16 protein-coding genes are annotated in these 21,608 nt (G+C 38.3%); all 16 read left to right on the top strand.

Going from position 1 to position 21,608, the window contains the following annotated elements:
• Nucleotides 1–1,259, top strand: a 1,259-nt coding sequence (glmS, locus tag RDN93_RS14785) for a glutamine--fructose-6-phosphate transaminase (isomerizing) (RefSeq protein ID WP_308746227.1), incomplete at its 5' end; no start/stop codon positions are given.
• Nucleotides 1,260–1,299: 40 nt separating this feature from the next.
• Nucleotides 1,300–3,183: an amidophosphoribosyltransferase gene (locus RDN93_RS14780; protein ID WP_308746226.1), complete on the top strand. Its 1,884-nt coding sequence runs from the start codon at nucleotides 1,300–1,302 to the stop codon at nucleotides 3,181–3,183.
• A 27-nt stretch (nucleotides 3,184–3,210) separates the two neighbouring features.
• Nucleotides 3,211–4,290 carry a glutamine-hydrolyzing carbamoyl-phosphate synthase small subunit gene (carA, locus tag RDN93_RS14775; protein ID WP_308746225.1) on the top strand — a complete coding sequence of 360 codons (1,080 nt, stop codon included), beginning with the start codon at nucleotides 3,211–3,213 and terminating at the stop codon, nucleotides 4,288–4,290.
• Nucleotides 4,291–4,299: 9 nt separating this feature from the next.
• Nucleotides 4,300–7,527: a carbamoyl-phosphate synthase (glutamine-hydrolyzing) large subunit gene (gene carB, locus RDN93_RS14770; RefSeq protein WP_308746224.1), complete on the top strand. Its 3,228-nt coding sequence runs from the start codon at nucleotides 4,300–4,302 to the stop codon at nucleotides 7,525–7,527.
• Between the two features lie 245 nt (nucleotides 7,528–7,772).
• Nucleotides 7,773–8,720 carry a site-specific integrase gene (locus tag RDN93_RS14765; protein ID WP_308746223.1) on the top strand — a complete coding sequence of 316 codons (948 nt, stop codon included), beginning with the start codon at nucleotides 7,773–7,775 and terminating at the stop codon, nucleotides 8,718–8,720.
• Between the two features lie 350 nt (nucleotides 8,721–9,070).
• The gene (locus RDN93_RS14760; protein WP_308746222.1) at nucleotides 9,071–9,649 is read left to right on the top strand and encodes a UpxY family transcription antiterminator; all 579 of its coding nucleotides are present in this window, start codon (nucleotides 9,071–9,073) and stop codon (nucleotides 9,647–9,649) included.
• 23 nt (nucleotides 9,650–9,672) lie between these two features.
• Entirely contained in the window at nucleotides 9,673–10,803 is a 1,131-nt protein-coding gene (locus RDN93_RS14755) for an MraY family glycosyltransferase (protein WP_308746221.1), read from the top strand.
• A gap of 21 nt (nucleotides 10,804–10,824) precedes the next feature.
• Nucleotides 10,825–12,177 carry an MATE family efflux transporter gene (locus tag RDN93_RS14750; RefSeq protein WP_308746220.1) on the top strand — a complete coding sequence of 451 codons (1,353 nt, stop codon included), beginning with the start codon at nucleotides 10,825–10,827 and terminating at the stop codon, nucleotides 12,175–12,177.
• On the top strand, nucleotides 12,165–13,376 hold the full coding sequence (locus RDN93_RS14745) for a hypothetical protein (RefSeq protein WP_308746219.1): 1,212 nt from the start codon (nucleotides 12,165–12,167) through the stop codon (nucleotides 13,374–13,376). Before RDN93_RS14750 ends, RDN93_RS14745 begins: the two co-directional genes overlap by 13 nt.
• Nucleotides 13,354–14,556, top strand: coding sequence for a glycosyltransferase family 4 protein (locus RDN93_RS14740; RefSeq protein ID WP_308746218.1), 1,203 nt, complete (start codon nucleotides 13,354–13,356; stop codon nucleotides 14,554–14,556). The genes RDN93_RS14745 and RDN93_RS14740 overlap by 23 nt, the downstream gene beginning before the upstream one ends.
• A 7-nt stretch (nucleotides 14,557–14,563) precedes the next feature.
• On the top strand, nucleotides 14,564–15,637 hold the full coding sequence (locus RDN93_RS14735; RefSeq protein ID WP_308746217.1) for a polysaccharide biosynthesis protein: 1,074 nt from the start codon (nucleotides 14,564–14,566) through the stop codon (nucleotides 15,635–15,637).
• A 115-nt stretch (nucleotides 15,638–15,752) separates the two neighbouring features.
• Complete coding sequence (locus RDN93_RS14730; RefSeq protein WP_308746216.1) at nucleotides 15,753–16,904, top strand: capsular polysaccharide biosynthesis protein CapF; 1,152 nt, start codon at nucleotides 15,753–15,755, stop codon at nucleotides 16,902–16,904.
• Between the two features lie 9 nt (nucleotides 16,905–16,913).
• Entirely contained in the window at nucleotides 16,914–18,098 is a 1,185-nt protein-coding gene (gene wecB, locus RDN93_RS14725; protein WP_308746228.1) for a non-hydrolyzing UDP-N-acetylglucosamine 2-epimerase, read from the top strand.
• 22 nt (nucleotides 18,099–18,120) lie between these two features.
• A complete protein-coding gene (locus tag RDN93_RS14720; RefSeq protein ID WP_308746215.1) occupies nucleotides 18,121–19,431 on the top strand; it encodes a UDP-glucose/GDP-mannose dehydrogenase family protein in 1,311 nt (436 codons plus the stop codon).
• The gene (locus RDN93_RS14715) at nucleotides 19,431–20,444 is read left to right on the top strand and encodes an NAD-dependent epimerase/dehydratase family protein (RefSeq protein WP_308746214.1); all 1,014 of its coding nucleotides are present in this window, start codon (nucleotides 19,431–19,433) and stop codon (nucleotides 20,442–20,444) included. Before RDN93_RS14720 ends, RDN93_RS14715 begins: the two co-directional genes overlap by 1 nt.
• 27 nt (nucleotides 20,445–20,471) lie before the next feature.
• Complete coding sequence (locus RDN93_RS14710; RefSeq protein ID WP_308746213.1) at nucleotides 20,472–21,602, top strand: glycosyltransferase family 4 protein; 1,131 nt, start codon at nucleotides 20,472–20,474, stop codon at nucleotides 21,600–21,602.
• The last annotated feature ends 6 nt before the right edge of the window (nucleotides 21,603–21,608 follow it).

Here is a 21,608-nt window from a genome sequence, read left to right as displayed (position 1 = left end):
ATGCCACTCCGATTGTAGAATATACAGATAAGGTGGTTTATCTGGAAGACGGAGAGATTGCTGTAATAAGCAGGAGGGAAGATTTGAAAGTCGTTGATTTGAATAATGTAGAAATGACTCCTGAGGTGAAGAAAGTGGAACTGAATCTCGGACAATTGGAAAAGGGCGGTTATCCGCACTTTATGTTGAAAGAGATTTTCGAACAGCCGGACTGTATCCATGATTGTATGCGCGGACGTATCAATGTAGATGCGGACAACGTAGTGCTTTCGGCAGTGATTGATAATAAGGAGAGACTGCTGAGTGCCAAACGTTTTATTATTGTGGCTTGCGGAACTTCCTGGCATGCCGGACTTATCGGCAAACAACTGATTGAGAGTTTCTGCCGCATACCGGTAGAAGTGGAGTATGCTTCCGAATTTCGTTACCGCGACCCTGTGATTAACGAACAAGATGTAGTGATTGCCATCTCGCAGAGTGGTGAGACTGCCGATACATTGGCTGCGGTGGAATTGGCAAAGAGCCGTGGGGCATTTATATATGGAATTTGTAATGCTATCGGTTCTTCGATTCCCCGTGCCACTCACACCGGTTCGTATATTCACGTAGGCCCGGAGATTGGAGTGGCCTCTACCAAAGCATTCACGGGACAGGTCACTGTGTTGGCGATGCTGGCATTGACATTAGCTAAAGAAAAAGGAACGATTGACGAGCAGTATTATCTTTCGGTCGTGCGGGAATTGAATCAGATTCCTGAGAAGATGAAAGAAGTGTTGGAGTTGAATGATAAATTGGCGGAGCTCTCGAAAACATTCACCTATGCGCATAATTTTATTTATTTGGGACGCGGATATAGTTATCCCGTAGCTCTCGAAGGTGCGTTGAAGTTGAAAGAAATTTCGTATATTCACGCTGAAGGTTATCCGGCTGCGGAGATGAAGCACGGTCCGATTGCTTTGATTGATGCGGAAATGCCCGTAGTAGTGATTGCCACTCAAAACGCTTTGTATGAAAAAGTGCTGAGCAATATTCAGGAAATCAAGGCGCGGAAGGGAAAGGTGATTGCTTTTGTGACAAAAGGAGATACGGTTATCAGCAAGATTGCCGATTGCAGTATCGAGCTTCCTGAAACAATCGAGTGTCTTAATCCGTTAATTACTACGGTACCTCTTCAATTGCTTGCTTATCACATTGCGGTTTGTAAGGGAATGGACGTGGATCAGCCCCGGAACTTAGCTAAATCTGTCACTGTGGAATAATCCTTGTAATATATATAACAGGTAATTTGGATTTGTATAAATGGAACAATTGAAACATGAATGTGGCGTTGCCATGATACGCCTGCTTAAACCGCTGGAGTATTACGAAAAGAAGTACGGAACGTGGATGTATGGTTTGAACAAGCTTTATCTGCTGATGGAGAAGCAGCACAACCGTGGGCAGGAAGGCGCGGGACTGGCTTGCGTGAAACTGGAAGCCAATCCGGGCGAAGAATATATGTTTCGCGAACGTGCTCTGGGTTCCGGTGCCATTACCGAAATCTTTGAAAATGTGCAGACCAATTTCAAGGATTTGACTCCCGAACAATTGCATGATGCGGAGTATGCCAAACGAACTTTGCCTTTTGCCGGTGAGGCATATATGGGACATCTCCGTTACTCTACCACCGGGAAATCCGGAATCTCTTATGTACATCCGTTTTTGAGAAGAAACAACTGGCGCGCCAAGAATCTGGCTCTCTGCGGTAACTTCAATATGACGAATGTGGACGAAATCTTTGCCCGTATTACAGCTATCGGCCAGCATCCGCGAAAATATGCCGATACCTATATCATGCTGGAGCAAGTGGGACACCGTCTTGATCGTGAAGTAGAACGTGTCTTTAATCTTGCCGAGGCCGACGGGCTCACCGGTATGGGTATCACCAATTATATAGAAGAGCATATCGACCTGGCTAATGTATTGCGTACTTCCAGCCGTGAGTGGGATGGGGGATACGTTATTTGCGGACTGACCGGAAGCGGTGAATCTTTCGCTATCCGCGACCCGTGGGGGATTCGCCCCGCATTCTGGTATCAGGATGACGAGATAGCTGTTTTAGCTTCCGAGCGTCCGGTTATCCAGACAGCTTTCAATGTCCCTGTAGAGGAAATTAAAGAACTGCAACCCGGACAGGCTTTGTTAATTAGCAAAGAAGGTAAACTGCGGACATCACAAATTAATAAGCCTCGTGAAAAACAGGCTTGTTCTTTCGAACGCATCTATTTTTCCCGTGGTAGTGATGTAGATATCTATAAAGAAAGAAAGCTACTGGGCGAGAAATTGGTTCCGAGAATCCTGAAGGCTATCAATAATGACATCGATCATACGGTTTTTTCTTTTATCCCGAATACTGCAGAAGTAGCTTTCTACGGTATGTTGCAAGGACTGGACGTTTATCTGAACGAAGAGAAAGTGCAGCAGATTGCCGCATTGGGGCATAATCCGAATATGGAAGAACTGGAAGTCATCCTTTCCCGCCGTATCCGTAGTGAAAAGGTGGCTATCAAGGATATCAAACTCCGTACTTTCATTGCTGAAGGAAACAGCCGCAATGACTTGGCAGCGCATGTATATGACATTACATACGGAAGTCTTGTACCCGGTGTCGACAACCTAGTGATAATTGACGACAGCATTGTGCGTGGCACGACACTGAAACAAAGTATTATCGGTATTCTCGACCGTCTCAGCCCGAAGAAGATTGTCATCGTATCTTCTTCTCCACAAGTGCGTTATCCTGATTATTACGGTATAGACATGGCGAAGATGAGCGAATTTATCGCTTTCAAGGCAGCTATCGAGCTTTTGAAAGAACGTGATATGAAAGATGTGATTGCGGCTGCTTATCGTAAATCCAAAGACCAGGTAGGACTACCGAAAGAGCAGATGGTGAACTATGTAAAAGACATCTATGCTCCTTTCACTGATGAAGAAATCTCCGCCAAAATGGTGGAACTGCTGACACCGAAAGGGACGAAAGCCAAAGTAGAAATCGTTTATCAGCCGTTGGAAGGGCTTCATGAGGCTTGTCCGAATCATACGGGCGATTGGTACTTCAGCGGCAATTATCCTACACCAGGTGGTGTGAAAATGGTGAACCGGGCATTCATCAATTACATTGAGCAAATGTATCAATTCTAACAACCATACAATGATTCAATAATAAGAATGAGAAATGTGACATTAATCCTTGACGACGGGAGCCGGTTCTCCGGTAAGTCGTTTGGCTACGAGAAGCCGGTGGCGGGCGAAGTAGTTTTCAATACTGCCATGACCGGATATCCCGAGAGTCTCACCGACCCTTCATATGCCGGACAGTTGATGACGCTTACCTATCCTCTGATAGGTAACTACGGAGTTCCCCCTTTTACTATCGGACCGAACGGGCTTGCAACTTTTATGGAAAGTGAGAAAATCCATGCGGAAGCGATTATCGTAAGTGACTATTCTTATGAATACAGCCATTGGAATGCCGCCGAGAGTCTTGGCGACTGGCTGAAGCGTGAGCAAGTACCCGGTATCACGGGTATTGATACCCGCGAACTGACTAAAGTACTTCGTGAACATGGTGTGATGATGGGAAAAATTGTTTTTGACGATGCCCCGGATAATCTTCCCGAAGTTGCTTATGCAGGCGTTAATTACGTAGATAAAGTAAGTTGCAAGGAAGTGATTCGCTATAATGAAGGTGCGGATAAAAAGAAAGTTATTCTTGTAGATTGTGGAGTAAAGACTAATATCATCCGTTGTCTGCTGAAACGTGATGTCGAAGTGATTCGTGTGCCTTGGGATTATGACTTCAACGGACTCGAGTTTGACGGATTATTTATTTCCAACGGACCGGGCGACCCGGATACCTGTGACGCTGCGGTACAAAATATCCGCAAAGCAATGGAAAACGAAAAACTTCCTATCTTCGGAATCTGTATGGGTAACCAATTACTCTCGAAAGCCGGTGGAGCCAAGATATATAAATTGAAGTACGGACATCGTAGCCACAACCAACCTGTGCGTATGGTAGGTACGGAACGTTGTTTCATCACTTCCCAGAATCACGGTTATGCCGTAGACAATAATACGTTAGGGGCAGATTGGGAGCCGCTTTTCATCAACATGAACGACGGTTCCAACGAAGGAATCAAGCATAAGACGAATCCTTGGTTTTCAGCACAATTCCATCCGGAAGCAGCCAGTGGCCCTACGGATACGGAATTTCTGTTCGACGAATTTGTAAACCTGCTTAAATAACCGACAATCATGAAAGAAAATATAAAGAAAGTATTGCTGTTGGGTTCCGGTGCCCTGAAAATCGGTGAGGCCGGTGAGTTCGACTATTCCGGTTCGCAGGCACTCAAAGCCTTGAAAGAAGAGGGGATTGAAACGATTCTTATCAACCCGAATATTGCTACCGTGCAGACTTCCGAAGGAGTAGCAGATCAAATCTACTTCCTGCCGGTGACTCCGTACTTTGTGGAGAAAGTGATTCAGAAGGAGAAGCCCGAAGGCATTATGCTTGCATTCGGTGGGCAGACGGCCTTGAATTGCGGTGTGGCCTTATATAAGGAAGGAATCCTCGAAAAATATAATGTAAAGGTACTCGGTACTCCGGTGCAAGCTATTATGGATACCGAAGACCGTGAACTTTTCGTGCAGAAACTGAACGAAATTAATGTAAAGACTATCAAGAGCGAAGCCGTCGAAAATGCGGAAGCAGCCCGTCGTGCTGCGAAAGAATTGGGTTATCCGGTGATTGTCCGTGCTGCTTATGCGTTGGGTGGTCTGGGTTCCGGTTTTTGTGATAACGAGGAACAACTGGACGTTCTCGTAGAAAAGGCTTTTTCTTTCTCTCCGCAAGTGCTGGTGGAAAAATCACTTCGTGGCTGGAAAGAAGTGGAATATGAAGTAGTACGCGACCGCTTCGACAACTGTATCACAGTTTGTAATATGGAGAATTTCGACCCGCTGGGTATCCATACCGGTGAGTCTATCGTTATTGCTCCCTCTCAAACACTAACCAACAAAGAATACCATAAGCTCCGCGAACTGGCTATACGCATCATCCGTCATATCGGTATTGTCGGTGAATGTAACGTGCAATATGCTTTCGACCCGGAATCCGAAGATTATCGGGTAATTGAGGTAAATGCCCGTCTTTCCCGTTCATCGGCCTTGGCTTCTAAAGCGACCGGCTACCCGTTGGCCTTCGTTGCCGCTAAGCTAGGATTGGGATACGGACTTTTCGACTTGAAAAACTCTGTAACGAAAACGACTTCTGCTTTCTTCGAGCCGGCTTTGGATTATGTAGTATGTAAAATTCCTCGTTGGGACTTGGGTAAGTTCCATGGAGTAGATAAGGAATTGGGTTCTTCCATGAAATCAGTCGGTGAAGTAATGGCCATCGGTCGTACCTTTGAAGAAGCTATCCAAAAAGGTCTTCGGATGATAGGGCAGGGCATGCACGGGTTTGTGGAAAACAAGGAATTGGTTATTCCAGATATTGACAAAGCACTTCGTGAGCCGACCGATAAACGTATTTTTGTCATCTCGAAAGCATTCCGTGCCGGGTACACTATCGACCAGGTGCACGAACTGACGAAAATAGACAAATGGTTCCTTCAGAAACTGATGAATATCATGAAAACTTCTGAAGAGTTGCATAGCTGGGGAAACAACCACAAACAGATTGCAGACTTGCCGTACGAACTGCTTCGTAAAGCTAAGGTTCAAGGTTTCTCGGATTTTCAGGTTGCCCGTGCCATTGGCTACGAAGGTGATATGGAGGATGGCATTCTCTATGTCCGTAAGCATCGTAAAAGTGTCGGTATTCTTCCGGTTGTGAAACAGATTGATACGCTGGCAGCCGAATATCCTGCACAGACTAACTATCTGTATCTTACTTATAGTGGCGTAGCAAACGATGTTCATTATCTTGGTGACCATAAATCTATCGTCGTACTGGGGTCCGGTGCCTATCGTATCGGTTCTTCGGTAGAGTTCGACTGGTGTGGCGTGCAGGCATTGAACACAATCCGCAAGGAAGGGTGGCGCAGCGTCATGATTAACTATAATCCCGAAACCGTATCTACGGATTACGATATGTGTGACCGTCTCTACTTCGACGAACTGACTTTCGAACGTGTAATGGATATTCTGGAACTCGAAAATCCGCATGGTGTCATCGTGTCTACCGGTGGACAAATTCCGAATAACCTGGCGTTGCGCCTGGATGCACAGAACATCAATATCCTCGGTACAAGCGCCAAGAGCATTGACAACGCCGAAGACCGCGAAAAATTCTCTGCCATGCTCGACCGTATCGGAGTAGACCAGCCGCGTTGGCGGGAACTGACTTCTATGGATGACATCAACGAGTTTGTTGACGAAGTAGGTTTTCCCGTGCTTGTCCGTCCGTCTTATGTACTTTCAGGCGCCGCGATGAATGTCTGTTCCAATCAGGAAGAACTTGAACGTTTCTTGAAACTGGCTGCTAACGTATCGAAGAGGCATCCGGTAGTGGTAAGCCAGTTTATCGAGCACGCCAAGGAAGTGGAAATGGATGCTGTAGCTCAAAATGGGGAAATTGTAGCATACGCTATCAGCGAACATATCGAGTTTGCGGGCGTACACTCCGGTGACGCTACTATTCAGTTCCCGCCACAAAAGCTATATGTGGAGACAGTCCGCCGTATCAAACGTATCAGCCGCGAAATTGCCAAGGCTCTGAACATCTCCGGCCCGTTCAATATCCAGTATCTGGCAAAAGACAATGATATCAAGGTTATCGAATGTAACCTTCGTGCCAGCCGTTCCTTCCCGTTTGTCAGTAAAGTATTGAAGATAAACTTTATTGAACTGGCAACGAAAGTCATGCTCGGCTTGCCTGTCGAAAAACCGGAAAAGAATCTTTTCGAACTGGATTATGTTGGAATCAAAGCTTCTCAATTCTCCTTCAACCGTTTGCAGAAAGCCGATCCGGTGTTGGGGGTAGATATGGCTTCTACCGGTGAAGTCGGCTGTATCGGTACTGATACTTCCTGTGCTGTGTTGAAAGCAATGCTTTCCGTAGGTTATCGCATCCCTAAAAAGAATATCCTGCTTTCTACAGGTACGATGAAGCAGAAAGCCGATATGATGGATGCAGCCCGTATGTTGGTGAATAAGGGGTATAAACTCTTTGCGACCGGCGGCACACACAAAGCACTTGCCGAAAACGGTATTGAGAGTACTCATGTCTATTGGCCGAGTGAAGAAGGACATCCGCAAGCCTTGGAAATGCTCCATAGCAAAGAGATTGATATGGTAGTCAACATTCCGAAGAACCTGACAGCCGGAGAGTTGGACAACGGATACAAAATCCGTCGTGCGGCTATCGATCTGAATATTCCGTTGATTACGAATGCCCGTCTCGCAAGTGCATTCATTAATGCTTTCTGCACGATGAGTATCGATGATATCGCTATCAAGAGTTGGGCGGAATATAAGTAACAGGATGTCATGCTTTTGATAGCATGATAACATCGTGTTGAAATGAAAAGTAGAAGGTCATTCCTGTTTATTCGGGAATGGCCTTTTTCTGTTTACTTTCTGACTGATACGCCAATTTAAGTATTAAATCGTATAGGTTATTAAAAATTTTATAAGAAAATCTTAGTTAATAGCTATCTTTATTGGAAATTCGTTCTATTTCTCGTAATATCATGCTGAATTTATAAATTAATAAATAGTAAATTATGAGAAAAGACGGATTTACTGTATGTGCAAACAATTATGTGGAGTGCTTGCGCCGTGAGGGGCGCTATGCTACAGCACATGTTTATGAAAATGCGCTACGCTCTTTCACTGTGTTTTGTAGGACATCGTGTGTGTCATTCAGCCAAATTACTCGTGAGAACTTGAGGCGATACAGCAACTACTTGTTGGCTTGTCGCTTGAAGCTTAACACTATCTCTACTTATATGCGGATGTTACGTTGCATATATAATAAAGGGGTAGATGCTCACCAGGCTCCTTATGTGCATCGTTTGTTTCGTGATGTATTCACCGGAGTGGATACTCGTCAGAAGAAAGCTATTCCGGTAAACGAACTACATACGTTGCTTTACAAAGACCCGCAGTCCGATAAGTTACGACGGACACAGGCCATTGCCAATCTATTGTTTTTATTCTGTGGAATGCCTTTTGTCGATTTGGCTCATCTGGAAAAATCTAATCTGGAAGGAAATATTCTGAAGTACAATCGTATTAAGACAGGAACTCCCATGAGTGTGGAAATATTAGAGTCGGCGTCAGACACTGTCTCCCAACTTCGTAATTTCCACTCGTCAACTCTTCCCGAACATCCTGATTATCTTTTCTATATATTAAGCGGAAAGAACAAGCGGGACGAAGAGGCTGCCTATAAAGAATATCAATCCACCTTGCGTCGTTTTAATAACGACCTGAAGAGCTTGGCCAAAAGGTTACATATTCATTCAGCCATAACTTCTTATACATTCCGGCATTCCTGGGCTACTACAGCTAAATATCGGGGAGTTCCTATTGAAATGATAAGTGAATCGTTAGGCCATAAATCTATCAAGACAACACAAATTTATCTAAAAGGCTTTGAACTTGACGAACGTACAAAAGTAAACCGATTGAATTATTCTTACGTGAGGAATTGCAGGGGAATTTTATAATGATTATATTAAATAGTTGATATTCAGTTAGAATGCGCGGTTGTTACTTCTTAGGTAACGGAAATTATTCGGTGCAAATATAGACAAATTTGTTAATAGCGTACAAGCAAATTTCCTTTTTTTTCTCTTTTTATTTAAATATATAATAAAAATGTATCCGAACATGAAATGTATTTGTCTCATGTTCAATGATTCCTATTGTCTGCACTGAAAGAATTACTCTGTAAATCAGGCAGAAAATTCTCAAACTTCCCCATTTGTATGCATTTCTTCTTGTTATTGTGGCAGGTCTTCAGCCGCCTATGTTTCCGTTACCTAAGAAGTAACAGAAACATAAGGGGTAAAAAAGTATGATTCTAAGAAAAGAAGGAACTTTAAATGCTGGGCCTAATATTGGGACAGGGGAAGGCGTAGCACACTCTAAACGCTGGTATGTAGCTCTCGTACGTATGCATCACGAGAAGAAAGTGGCAGAGCGTTTAGCCAAAATGGGAATTGAGAATTTTGTACCGGTCCAACAGGAAGTACATCAATGGAGCGACCGTCGTAAAGTGGTTGAATCCGTTTTGCTTCCGATGATGGTATTTGTGCATGCAGATCCGAAAGAACGTAAAGAAGTTCTTTCTTTCTCTACAGTAAGTCGGTATATGGTAATGCGTGGTGAGAGCAGTCCGACTGTAATTCCAGATGAACAAATGGCTCGTTTCCGCTTTATGCTCGATTATTCGGATGAAGCAGTTTGTATGAATAGTGCTCCTTTGGCGCGTGGTGAGAAAGTACGTGTAGTTAAAGGTCCTTTGACAGGGCTTGTAGGGGAACTTGTGATGGTAGAAGGAAAAAGTAAGATTGCCGTTAGGCTCAATATGTTAGGTTGTGCTTGTGCAGATATGCCGGTGGGGTATGTGGAACCGGTTGGAGAAAAGAATTAAGCCTAAAAATACGATAAATTGTTATGATGTATATTTATATTGGAGGTACTTTTTTACTTTCAGTACTATTAGCCACTATTGTTATTCCAAGAATAATATTTATTTCCTATAAGAAACGTCTGTTTGATGTACCTGATGCCCGTAAAGTACATAAAACTCCTGTTCCTCGTTTGGGTGGTTTAGCTTTTTTGCCTGTTATATTAATATCTTTGTGTATTATTACAGGGGTTCGTTATTACATGAATGAACCTGTTGCTCCTATATGGTCATCCAGCTTGTTCATGCGTTATCTTTTCCTCGTTGCCGGCACAACATTGCTTTATCTTGTTGGAGTAGCGGATGATTTGGTAGGGGTGAGTTATCGTTATAAATTTGTGGTGCAGATTCTTTCAGCCTCTTTTTTACCACTTTCCGGTCTCTGGATTAATGATTTGGGAGGATTATTGGGACTTAATACTATTCCTGCATTTATTGGCATGCCTTTAACTGTTTTTCTTGTGGTCTATATCACGAATGCCATTAATTTGATAGATGGAATTGATGGTTTGGCTTCAGGACTTACTTGTATTGCATTGGGATTGTTAATCATAGTTTGTGCATTTGTTGGTCAGTGGACTCATGCTCTTTTAGCTTCTGCTACTTTGGGAGTGGTCGCTACTTTCTATTATTATAATGTATTTAGCGTATCAGGTCGAAAACTCTTTATGGGAGATGCCGGAAGTCTTACTCTTGGTTATATCCTTAGTTTTTTGATTCTTCATTTTTGGACACGGCAAGAGTCTTGGGATCCGTTTGAATTAAATCTGAATATGGTAACTATTTCTACGCTACTTATTCCTTTACTTGATGTAGTACGTGTGTTTTATTCTCGAGCAAAAGATGGTCGCAATCCTTTTTTACCGGATAAGAATCATATTCATCATAAACTGTTACGTACAGGAATGAGGGTGCGTACTGTGATGGTTACATTATTGCTATTATCTTTATTTTTAGTAGTATCTAATTTTGTATTGTCATTTTATATTAATGCAACTTTCATGCTTCTTTTCGATTTGATATTTTGGTGTACTTCTCATCTTGTTATTAATCGAGCTATCGTAAAGCACGAAAAGCTAACTGGAAAAAAGTGGTATAAGACTTATCTTCATGTATGAAGAATATAGTGTAAAATGGGCATGGATAGAATAAATAATAATTGCGGAAAAGTAGTAACAAGGAGTCGTAAAACAAAGCAGAATATTATAGCTATGTTAGGAATTAAGGGTATTTCAATGCTTATTAGTTTTCTATATGTACCTTTATTATTACATAGTATGAATTCGGAAAATTATGGAGTATGGTTAACACTTACTTCATTGGTCTCTTGGATTGTAATCTTTGACATAGGTTTGGGAAATGGGCTGAGAAATAAACTTGCTGAAGCGTTAGCACACAATGATGATTTGTTAGGACGAAAATATATTAGTACTGCTTATATCGTGATTTTTATAGTTGTAGTAGTTTTAATAGCTGTCTTTGTTTTGTTCTATAGATATTTACCTTGGGTTAAGATTTTAAATGCATATAGTATTAATGAAAAAGAATTGAACTCTTTGGTTCTAGTGGTTTTTGTATCATTTTGCTTTCAATTTGTGTTTAGTTTGATTAATTCGATTTTATATGCTTTGCAGTTACCTGCACTATCATCACTCATTCTTTTATTGGGACAATTGGTTTCTTATATGTTAGTTTTTGTATTATCAAAGGTTTATTTTATATCTTCATTATTTATATTAGGCTCAGTAGTATCAATTGTTCCACCGTTGGTGTTATTGTTGTCTACATTTGTCATTTTTAAGTTTAAATTCAACTCTTTAGCTCCATCCTTTAAATATTTTGAGTGGAATAAAGTGAAAGATATATTGTCATTGGGAGTGAAATTTTTTATCATACAAATTGTATCCATATTACTCTTTCAAACAAATAATTTGATAGTAACACATACTATTGGGAATGATGCTGTCGTACAATATAATATTGCATATAAATATATGTATATGATAGTTATGATATTTACTATTATTGTAACACCATTATGGTCAGCGACTACTGAAGCTTACATCAAGGGGGATTATTTATGGATTAAAAATGTTGTTAGAAAAATGCGACTTGTTACATCTCTAATGGCGGTAGGAGGCTTCTTGATGTTTGTTTTCTCTAACGTGGCATATCGAATATGGATTGGAGAATCTTCTGTCGAAATATCAGGATGGACTACTTTTATACTATACATTTATGCTGTAGCAATGATGTTGTATGGGATGTATGGTTATATAATTAATGGTATTGGAAAGCTTTGGATTCAAATAGTTATGACTTTGTCATTGGCATGTATATATGTACCATTAGGTATTTTATTTAGTCAATGGTGGGGATTAAATGGTTTGTTAATATTATTTTCCATTACCTCATTGTGTAATTATTGTTGGGCGAGAGTACAATACCATAAGTTGATAAATTCTAGAGCTACAGGTATATGGAACAAGTGAAAATTAGGAATGAAAAATTTCAATTTTTCTTATTGATATATATTGTAGCTATTACTGGGTTTATGTCATTTTTTGGATTAGGAAAGGCTATTTATTTATTGACTCCTATTGTTTTATATAAAACGTGGAAAGAACATAAATATGTTCCGAGTGATGTGTTTCGTGTTGTAATACTTATGTTCGTTTTGTTTTTTATTCAAAACCTTTATCATCAAGGAACTTGGACAGTGGCTGTTACGCAGTCTATTCGAATGTTAACATTAGCTTTGTGTGCTGTTTGGGTGATTAAAGATTTTAGAATCTTGTTTCCTTTGTTGATTTATTACATATCAGTATGGAGCTTAATATTTTGGATAGGGTGTATGATTTCTTCTGGATTCCAAAATACATTGATAAGTATAGCACATTATTTGCCAGAACTTCGCACGGAAGAGTTTTTACAATATTCATCAAATCCTAGTGAGAGCATTTATGTGTATACTATTAATACTGCAAATTCAATAAGAAACAGTGGACCTTTTTGGGAGCCGGGGATGTTTACAGTTTTTATAACAATGGCTTTAGCGATTAATTTGTTTAATGGACTTTCATTGTTTAATATGCGGAATATTATACTGCTTTTGGCGAATATTTCGACTTTTTCTACTACAGGATATGTTGCAACTCTTATTCTTTTAGTTTTCTATGTCTTTATAGGGAAAAAAGTTGCTATTTGGAAATTGCTTTTTCTCTTATGTATTCCTTTAGTGATTTGGCAGGTAATGTCTTTGGATTTTATGCAGGAAAAAATTATGGATCAAATGGCTCAAACAGATGTTTCATATTCTCGTTTTGGTGCTCTTTTTTATCATTTGGAAAAGATAAAATTAGCTCCTTTAATAGGTTATGGTGTAAATGAATGGCCTACTACAACTATGGATATTATGATGAGTTCTGGACATGTTTCACCAAATGGGATCTCTATAATTGCAGTTATATGGGGTATTCCACTGGCTTTGGGATATTTTTATTTGCTGTATAAAAGTTTGGCTATTATTTTTTATGAAAGGAAAATGATTGTAAAAATAGCAGTTTTTATTGTTGTGTTGACATTATTATTTTCCCAAGATGTGACTAATAGAGATTTCTTTTATTTATTAATCTTTTTAGGAATAATATCATTAAGTCAAAAAGAATATGCAAAATGTATCGTTAAATAGAGTCGGCATTCTTTGTTATTATACATTCCCTGAAGGGATGGCTCCTACAAATCGCATTATAGCATACGGTAAAGGATTACGAGAAAACGGGATAGATGTTGATATCATTATATTTCAGCCAAAACTCAAAGAGTATAATGCTCCTATGTCTGGTACAATATCTAATGTTAATTACCACTATATGCATGAGCGTAAAGCTAAATCGCCTACATTGAAAAAGGTGTTTTACGATCGCCCATTGGCATTATTTAAAACTGTGAGATATATTTATAAACAAAATAAGGAACGGGCATTTGATTTTGTATTTTTGAGTTTTGATGCTTTGCATTTTATGGCGTTTTTTGTTTTATCTTTGAGAATTTTAGGAATCCGTTTGGCATTTATTGGGGATGAATATCCGATTCCTATAAGGGAACAATTAAAAGATAAGTTACCTTGGTGGAAAATTTGTAGTTATAAGATTTTATTTTGGGGAGTTAAAGTTCGAATCTTGATGACTAAAGCATTAAGTGACTTTTTTAATAATGAAATATCATTAAAGCCTACACATATTCTTCCAACTATAACAGATATTGATAGATTTAACTGCATTAATTTAAAGCAAAGGGATTTGGAACCTCCGTATTTGTGTTACATGGGTAACATGGAATTAGCTAAGGATAATGTAACCAATATTATTAATGCTTTTAGATTGGTTTGTGATATTTATCCTTCACTTGAATTGCATTTATATGGTATTCCGAAAGAGAATGATCGGATAGTATTAGAATCTTTGATAAAAGAATTAGAACTTACACATAAAGTATTTTTTAAGGGACGTGTTGATTATAATGTTGTTCCTGTTATTCTTTCTCAAGCTAAGATATTAGTAACATCACAACCTATGACTCGGCGAGCAGAAGGTGGGTTTCCTACTAAATTAGGAGAATATCTTTTAAGTGGTGTCCCAACTATTGCTACTGCTGTTGGAGAAATAGCACAATTTGTTTCAGATGGAAAACATGTTTATTTGGTATCTCCATGTGATCCGCGAGCTTATGCAGATAAGATAATATATATAATGGAACATTATGATGATGCTTTGTCTGTTGCATGTGAAGGACGAACGTTTGTTCGGGAAAATTTTTCTAGTAAAAAAATAGCATGCAATTTGAAAAATTTTTTAGTGAATAATTTGTAATATAACTATGTCAGTATTTAAAAACAAAGTCCTGTTAATTACAGGCGGTACAGGTTCATTTGGAAATGCTGTATTAAGACGTTTTTTGGACTCCGATATTAAGGAAATCCGCATTTTTAGCCGTGACGAGAAAAAGCAAGATGATATGCGTCATCGCCTGCAAAATTCGAAGGTAAAGTTTTATATTGGTAATGTACGTAACAAAACATCTGTTGATATTGCTATGCGCGGGGTGGATTATGTCTTTGCAGCCGCAGCCTTAAAGCAGGTGCCTAGTTGTGAATTTTTTCCGATGGAAGCTACTCGTACTAATGTATTAGGTACGGAAAATGTGTTACTTTCTGCAATTGAACATGGTGTAAAGAATGTAGTTGTACTTTCTACTGATAAGGCTGCTTATCCGATAAATGCAATGGGTATTTCTAAAGCTTTGATGGAAAAAGTTGCTATTTCTAAAGGACGTGAATTGGGCGAAAATGCCCAGACTACTATTTGCTGTACTCGTTATGGTAATGTAATGGCAAGTCGTGGTTCAGTAATTCCTTTGTGGGTGGAACAGATAATGGAAGGTAATCCGATTACTATTACTGATCCAAATATGACACGTTTCATGATGACGTTAGATGATGCAGTGGATTTAGTAGTATATGCATTTACGCATGGACATAATGGTGATTTGTTTGTACAAAAAGCTCCTGCTGCTACACTTTCTACATTGGCTGAAGCGTTAAAGCAAATTTATGTAAAAGTAAATCCGAAGTATGGAGAAACGGAAGTGAAAATAATAGGTACTCGTCATGGAGAAAAATTATATGAAACATTAGTTACTCGTGAAGAAATGGCGAAGGCGATAGATATGGGAGATTATTATCGCATTCCATGTGATAATCGTGATTTGAACTATGATAAGTTCTTTACTCAAGGTAGTGAGGATGTTTCAAGAATTGAAGATTATCATAGTCATAATACTCGTCGTTTGGATATTGAAGGCATGAAAGAGCAATTGATGCGCCTTCGTTTTATTCAAGAAGATTTAGGGTTGGTCGAACATGCTAAGGCAAAAGAAATTAGAAGTGAATGATACTTTCTTCTTTTATTCGAATACTTCATATAAGAAATAAATTTCATTTACTCAATTTGAATTGTTGCCTAATTTTTCTTCCTTGGTATAGGGTGAGTTTAAATAATCAATCAATATGAATATATTAGTAACCGGTGCCAAAGGATTTGTCGGGCGTAACTTGGTATCCCAATTGCACAATATTCAGAGCGGAAAAGCGAAGAATTATCATTTGCCTGATAATGAATTGAAAGTTTTTGAATATGATATAGACAGCGATCCTGCTGAGCTGGAAGTCTATTGCAAAAATGCCGATTTTGTTTTTAATCTTGCAGGTGTCAATCGTCCAAAAGAACAGGCCGATTTTATGAAAGGAAACTTTGGTTTTGCTTCCACGCTACTTGATACGTTGAAAATGTATGGGAATAAATGTCCCGTGATGATTTCTTCATCTACACAGGCTGCTTTAAATAATCCTTATGGCGAATCAAAACGTGCCGGAGAACAGTTGATGTTCAACTACTCAAAAGAAACAGGAGCAAAGGTATTGGTCTACCGTTTTCCCAACGTGTTTGGTAAATGGTGTCGTCCGAACTATAATAGCGTCATTGCTACCTTCTGTAATAATATAGCAAATGACCTAACTATACAGGTAAATGATCCTGACGTGATCATGAAGTTGGTATATGTGGACGATGTGGTGAATGAGTTAATTGCGGCCTTATGTGGAGAAGAGCATAGTGAGGGTGATTTTTGTACTGTTCCTGTAGTGCATACGATAACCTTGGGGGCCATTGTTGATTTACTTTATAGCTTTAAAGATAGTCGGCGGAATTTAAGTGTTCCTGATATGAGTGATGCTTTTACCAAAAAGTTGTATTCCACGTATCTTTCATATCTTTCGACAGATCATTTCAGTTATCCGCTGAAAATGAATGTCGACCATCGAGGTTGTTTTACAGAAATCATTCGTTCGGATGATCGTGGACAGTTTTCTGTAAATATAGCGAAACCTCATGTTGTGAAGGGTAACCATTGGCATCACACAAAGAATGAAAAATTTGTGGCAATAAGTGGAGAAGGCGTAATTCGTTTTCGTGATATGCGTCAGCCGGGTAGTGAAGTTATTGAATACCATGTTTCAGGGGATAAGATAGAGGTGATAGACATTCCTACGGGGTACACGCACAATATCGAAAATACTGGAGAAACGGATTTGGTGACTTTTATTTGGTGTAACGAATGTTTTGACCCGAATAATCCTGATACTTATTTTGAAGAAGTTTAATATATGACAATGGAAACAAAATTAAAAGATCCAAATATAAAGTTTTGTGATAATGGTAAATTGAAGCTTTTAATTATAGTCGGAACTAGGCCCGAAATTATTCGTATGGCAGCTATCATAAAAAAAAGTCGCCAATATTTTGATTGCTTGTTAGCTCATACAGGACAGAATTATGACTACAATTTAAATGGAGTCTTTTTCAAAGATCTAAAGTTGAAAGCACCTGATATCTATTTAGACACAGTGGGTGAAGATCTGGGAGAAACAATGGGGAATATTATAAATGCCAGTTATAAATTAATGCTTCAAACTCAACCAGAAGCAGTATTGGTATTAGGTGATACAAATAGTTGTTTGAGTGTCATTGGGGCAAAACGATTACATATTCCGATTTTTCATATAGAGGCTGGAAATCGTTGTTTTGATGAATGTTTGCCTGAAGAAACTAATCGTAGAATTGTTGATATTATTTCCGATGTAAACATGTGTTATTCTGAACATGCACGTCGTTATCTTAACGCGTCTGGTGTGGCAAAAGAACGCACTTATGTTGTTGGTTCGCCAATGGCCGAGGTACTTCATGAGAATCTTGACTATATAAAAAAATCAGATATTCATAAAAAATTAGGGCTAGAAAAAGGGAGATATATTCTTTTAAGTGCTCATAGAGAAGAGAATATAGATACGGATAAAAATTTTCTTTCACTTTTTACAGCTATTAATGCTATGGCTGTGAAGTATGATATGCCAATTCTTTATTCCTGTCATCCAAGATCAAAAAAAAGATTGGAAACAAATGGTTTTCAGTTTGATTCACGTGTGATTCAGCATGAGCCACTGGGGTTTCATGATTATAATTGTCTTCAGATGAATGCTTTTACAGTGGTGAGTGATAGTGGTACGCTTCCGGAAGAAAGTAGTTTTTTCATAAGCATTGGGCATCCGTTTCCAGCAGTTTGCATTCGCACTTCTACCGAACGTCCGGAAGCTTTAGATAAAGGGGTTTTCTTTCTTGCGGGAATTGATGAAAAGTCATTACTTCAAGCAGTGGATGTAGCTGTGGAAATGTATCATAATAGAGACTACGGTGTGCCTGTACCGAACTATACAGATGAAACTGTTTCTAATAAAGTGATAAAACTTATTCAAAGCTACACTGGAATTATAAATAAAATGGTTTGGAGAAAATATTAGTATAACAAGAAATTATATAATTATGAATATAGCAATTGTTGGTACGGGGTATGTAGGACTGGTATCTGGTACATGTTTCTCAGAGATGGGCATTAATGTCACTTGTGTGGATGTCAATCAAGAAAAAATTAATAATTTGAATAAAGGAATAGTTCCAATTTACGAGCCTGGTTTAGAGGATATGATTTACAAAAACACGAAAGCTGGTAGATTGCATTTTACAAGTGATTTAGTTTCTGTCTTAGATCATGTGGAAGCTGTTTTTAGTGCAGTAGGAACACCTCCTGATGAAGATGGTTCCGCTGATTTGAAATACGTATTGGAAGTCGCCAGAACCATTGGGCGTAATATGAATCATTATTTGGTGATTGTAACCAAAAGTACTGTACCTGTTGGTACGGCTCTTAAGGTAAAGAAGGTAATTCAAGAAGAATTAGACAAACGTAATTTATGTTTGGATTTTGATGTCGCTTCTAATCCTGAGTTTTTGAAAGAAGGAACAGCAGTCCGTGATTTCATGTCGCCAGATAGAGTTGTAGTGGGAGTGAGTAGTGAAAAAGCGAAAGAAATTATGGCACGTCTTTATAAACCGTTTATGCTTAGTGGAGATCGTATGATTTTTACTGATGTACCGAGTGCTGAAATGATAAAATATGCTGCTAATTCTATGCTTGCTACTCGTATTTCATTTATGAATGATATAGCTAACTTGTGTGAAATAGTTGGTGCAGATATTAATATGGTTCGTAAGGGAATCGGAACAGATACACGTATCGGAAAAAAATTCTTATATGCAGGATGTGGTTATGGAGGAAGCTGTTTTCCTAAAGATGTCAAAGCTTTAATTAAAACTGCTGAGCAGAGCGACTATGATATGAAAATACTAAAAGCTGTTGAGGATGTAAATGAGAGGCAAAAAGCTGTTCTATTCAATAAACTATACCATCATTTTAATGGAGATTTGAAAGGTAAAACTATTGCTATGTGGGGATTAGCTTTTAAACCAGATACAGACGACATGCGTGAAGCTCCGGCTTTGGTTCTAATTGATTTATTGATAAATGCTGGAGCCGTAGTTAAAGTATATGATCCTATTGCCATGATAGAGTGTCAAAGACGTATTGGAGAAAAAGTTGTGTATAGTAAAGATATGTATGATGCAACAGTAGACGCTGATGCTTTAATGCTAGTGACTGAATGGAAGGAATTCCGTATGCCGAGTTGGAATGTATTGAAGAAATCCATGAATGATAATGTAATTATTGATGGACGTAATATATATGATAAAACTGAACTGAAGAATATGGGTTTTTCTTATTATAAAATTGGATAATGAAAATATTAGTTACAGGTGCAGCAGGGTTTATTGGATTTTATACAGTTAAACGACTTTTGGAAAGAGGAGATGAAGTCATAGGTTTGGATAATATAAACAACTATTATGACATAAATTTGAAATATGCTCGTTTAGCAATATTAGGAATTGATAATAAAGATATTAAATATGGAAGATTGATAAAAAGTTCCTTGCCGCATTTTCAATTTATACAATTGAACTTAGAAGACCGTAACGTACTGCCTTTATTATTTGAAAAAGAAAATTTTGATAGGGTGATAAATTTGGCTGCACAGGCTGGAGTACGTTATTCTATATTAAATCCTTTTGCTTATGTAGATAGTAATTTAGTTGGGTTTGTTAATATTTTAGAGTCTTGTCGACATAATAAAGTGCCATATTTGATATATGCTTCTTCAAGTAGTGTATATGGAACGAATGATAAAGTACCTTTTTCTGAGGATGATAAAGTAGATAATCCTGTAAGTTTATATGCTGCGACTAAAAAAGCTAATGAATTAATGGCTAGTGCTTATACTAGATTGTATGATTTGTCGGCTGTAGGCTTACGTTTTTTTACAGTATATGGCCCATGGGGACGGCCGGATATGGCTCCAATGTTATTTACTGAAGCTATAGCTAATGGTAAACCGATTAAAGTGTTTAATAATGGTGATTTGCAACGAGATTTTACTTATATTGACGATATAGTAGAAGGTATAATAAAAGTTTTGGAGAAAATGCCTTCATTGCATAATGACAGAAGGCACATTGTGTATAATATCGGTTGTTCTAAACCTATCAAATTGATGAAATTTATTGAGATGATAGAAAACACACTTGAGAAAAAAGCTGAAAAGATCTTTTTGCCTATGCAACCTGGAGATGTTTATCAAACATTTGCTGATACTACACATTTAGAACAAGAAGTGGGGTATAAGCCCAAAGTCGCATTAAAGGATGGCATACGAAAATTTATTGAGTGGTATAAGTTACAGTATATAGATTAATCATTGTTTTTCTTTTATTATGTAAATATGCAACATCTAAATAAAATAATACTTGTGGGAATTTGGTATTCAGGCTCTGCGGCAACAAACCGTTTGATAGCTTATGCTAAGGGGTATGCCGCGGCTGGAAAAGAAGTTCTTATTATTTGCCGTTCACTTGAAAATTTTCAGTGGGATTTAGGAGATGGTATTAAAACAATTATTTATCGAGAAAATTCTACATATTCTAAATTATGGGGACGAATAAGTGTCTATCGAAAAGTCGTAAAGACTATAAAAGAAACATATGTAGATAGTGAAACTGCAGTTCATATATATGGGTTACCAGTTTGGGGATTTATGTTACCTAAAGAAAAATATAATGTTTTTTATGAACGCACCGAGGCACCATATTATCAGAACGGTGGACTTATATATAAGATATGTGAGACCATACAGTTATTTATGGTAAAATATGCAAAAGGTCTTTTTGTTATATCAGAATCTCTGAGATCTGAGTTTCATAGAAGGGGTGTAAAAAATATTGAGATAATAAATATGTTTGTCGATTCAGAGAGATTCGAAGGCATTCCGGTTATGAATAAAACAAAATACATTGCTTATTGTGGAGCATTAACTGTCCACAAAGATGGTGTGGATGACTTAATTAGAGCTTTTCATATTTTTCATAAACAGTTTCCTGAGTATAAATTAATGTTGATAGGCGATAGTCATTTAAAACAAGTTGTTCATCAATTATATTCTATTGTTGACTCTTTAAATCTTAATGATGATGTGATTTTTACAGGTCATATTTCTCCTGATGATATTCCTGCTTTATTGAAAAATGCTTCCATATTAGCGTTAGCTCGTCCAAATAATAAACAAGCTCAATATGGTTTTCCAACTAAATTGGGTGAGTATTTGTCAACAGGAAATCCGGTAGTTGTAACTCGTGTTGGTGAAATAGATAAATTTCTGCAAGATAAAGTTAATTGTATCTTTTCTATACCCGATAATCCGAAAGATTTTGCTGAAAAATTATTGTGGGTGGAGGAACATCCAATAGAATCGAAACAAATAGGAGAAAGAGCTGGACTTCTAATAAAAAATGATTTTTCTAGTAAAATTCAATCTCTGAGAGCATTGGCATTTATGCAACGTATCATTAACCAATAATAATAT

It is taken from the genome of uncultured Bacteroides sp., from assembly GCF_902491285.1.
Lineage (GTDB): Bacteria > Bacteroidota > Bacteroidia > Bacteroidales > Bacteroidaceae > Bacteroides.
The sequence above is the reverse complement of the archived record's forward strand: the minus strand, read 5'-3'. Positions and strand labels throughout refer to the sequence as shown.

Coding starts and splice junctions, on each gene's coding strand:
- RDN93_RS14730 (WP_308746216.1), top strand. CDS start 15,753: ATGAATATATTAGTAACCGGTGCCAAAGGATTTGTCGGGCGTAACTTG.
- RDN93_RS14735 (WP_308746217.1), top strand. CDS start 14,564: ATGTCAGTATTTAAAAACAAAGTCCTGTTAATTACAGGCGGTACAGGT.
- RDN93_RS14740 (WP_308746218.1), top strand. CDS start 13,354: ATGCAAAATGTATCGTTAAATAGAGTCGGCATTCTTTGTTATTATACA.
- wecB (WP_308746228.1), top strand. CDS start 16,914: ATGGAAACAAAATTAAAAGATCCAAATATAAAGTTTTGTGATAATGGT.
- carA (WP_308746225.1), top strand. CDS start 3,211: ATGAGAAATGTGACATTAATCCTTGACGACGGGAGCCGGTTCTCCGGT.
- carB (WP_308746224.1), top strand. CDS start 4,300: ATGAAAGAAAATATAAAGAAAGTATTGCTGTTGGGTTCCGGTGCCCTG.
- RDN93_RS14755 (WP_308746221.1), top strand. CDS start 9,673: ATGATGTATATTTATATTGGAGGTACTTTTTTACTTTCAGTACTATTA.
- RDN93_RS14765 (WP_308746223.1), top strand. CDS start 7,773: ATGAGAAAAGACGGATTTACTGTATGTGCAAACAATTATGTGGAGTGC.
- RDN93_RS14750 (WP_308746220.1), top strand. CDS start 10,825: ATGGATAGAATAAATAATAATTGCGGAAAAGTAGTAACAAGGAGTCGT.
- RDN93_RS14745 (WP_308746219.1), top strand. CDS start 12,165: ATGGAACAAGTGAAAATTAGGAATGAAAAATTTCAATTTTTCTTATTG.
- RDN93_RS14780 (WP_308746226.1), top strand. CDS start 1,300: ATGGAACAATTGAAACATGAATGTGGCGTTGCCATGATACGCCTGCTT.
- RDN93_RS14760 (WP_308746222.1), top strand. CDS start 9,071: ATGATTCTAAGAAAAGAAGGAACTTTAAATGCTGGGCCTAATATTGGG.
- RDN93_RS14715 (WP_308746214.1), top strand. CDS start 19,431: ATGAAAATATTAGTTACAGGTGCAGCAGGGTTTATTGGATTTTATACA.
- RDN93_RS14710 (WP_308746213.1), top strand. CDS start 20,472: ATGCAACATCTAAATAAAATAATACTTGTGGGAATTTGGTATTCAGGC.
- RDN93_RS14720 (WP_308746215.1), top strand. CDS start 18,121: ATGAATATAGCAATTGTTGGTACGGGGTATGTAGGACTGGTATCTGGT.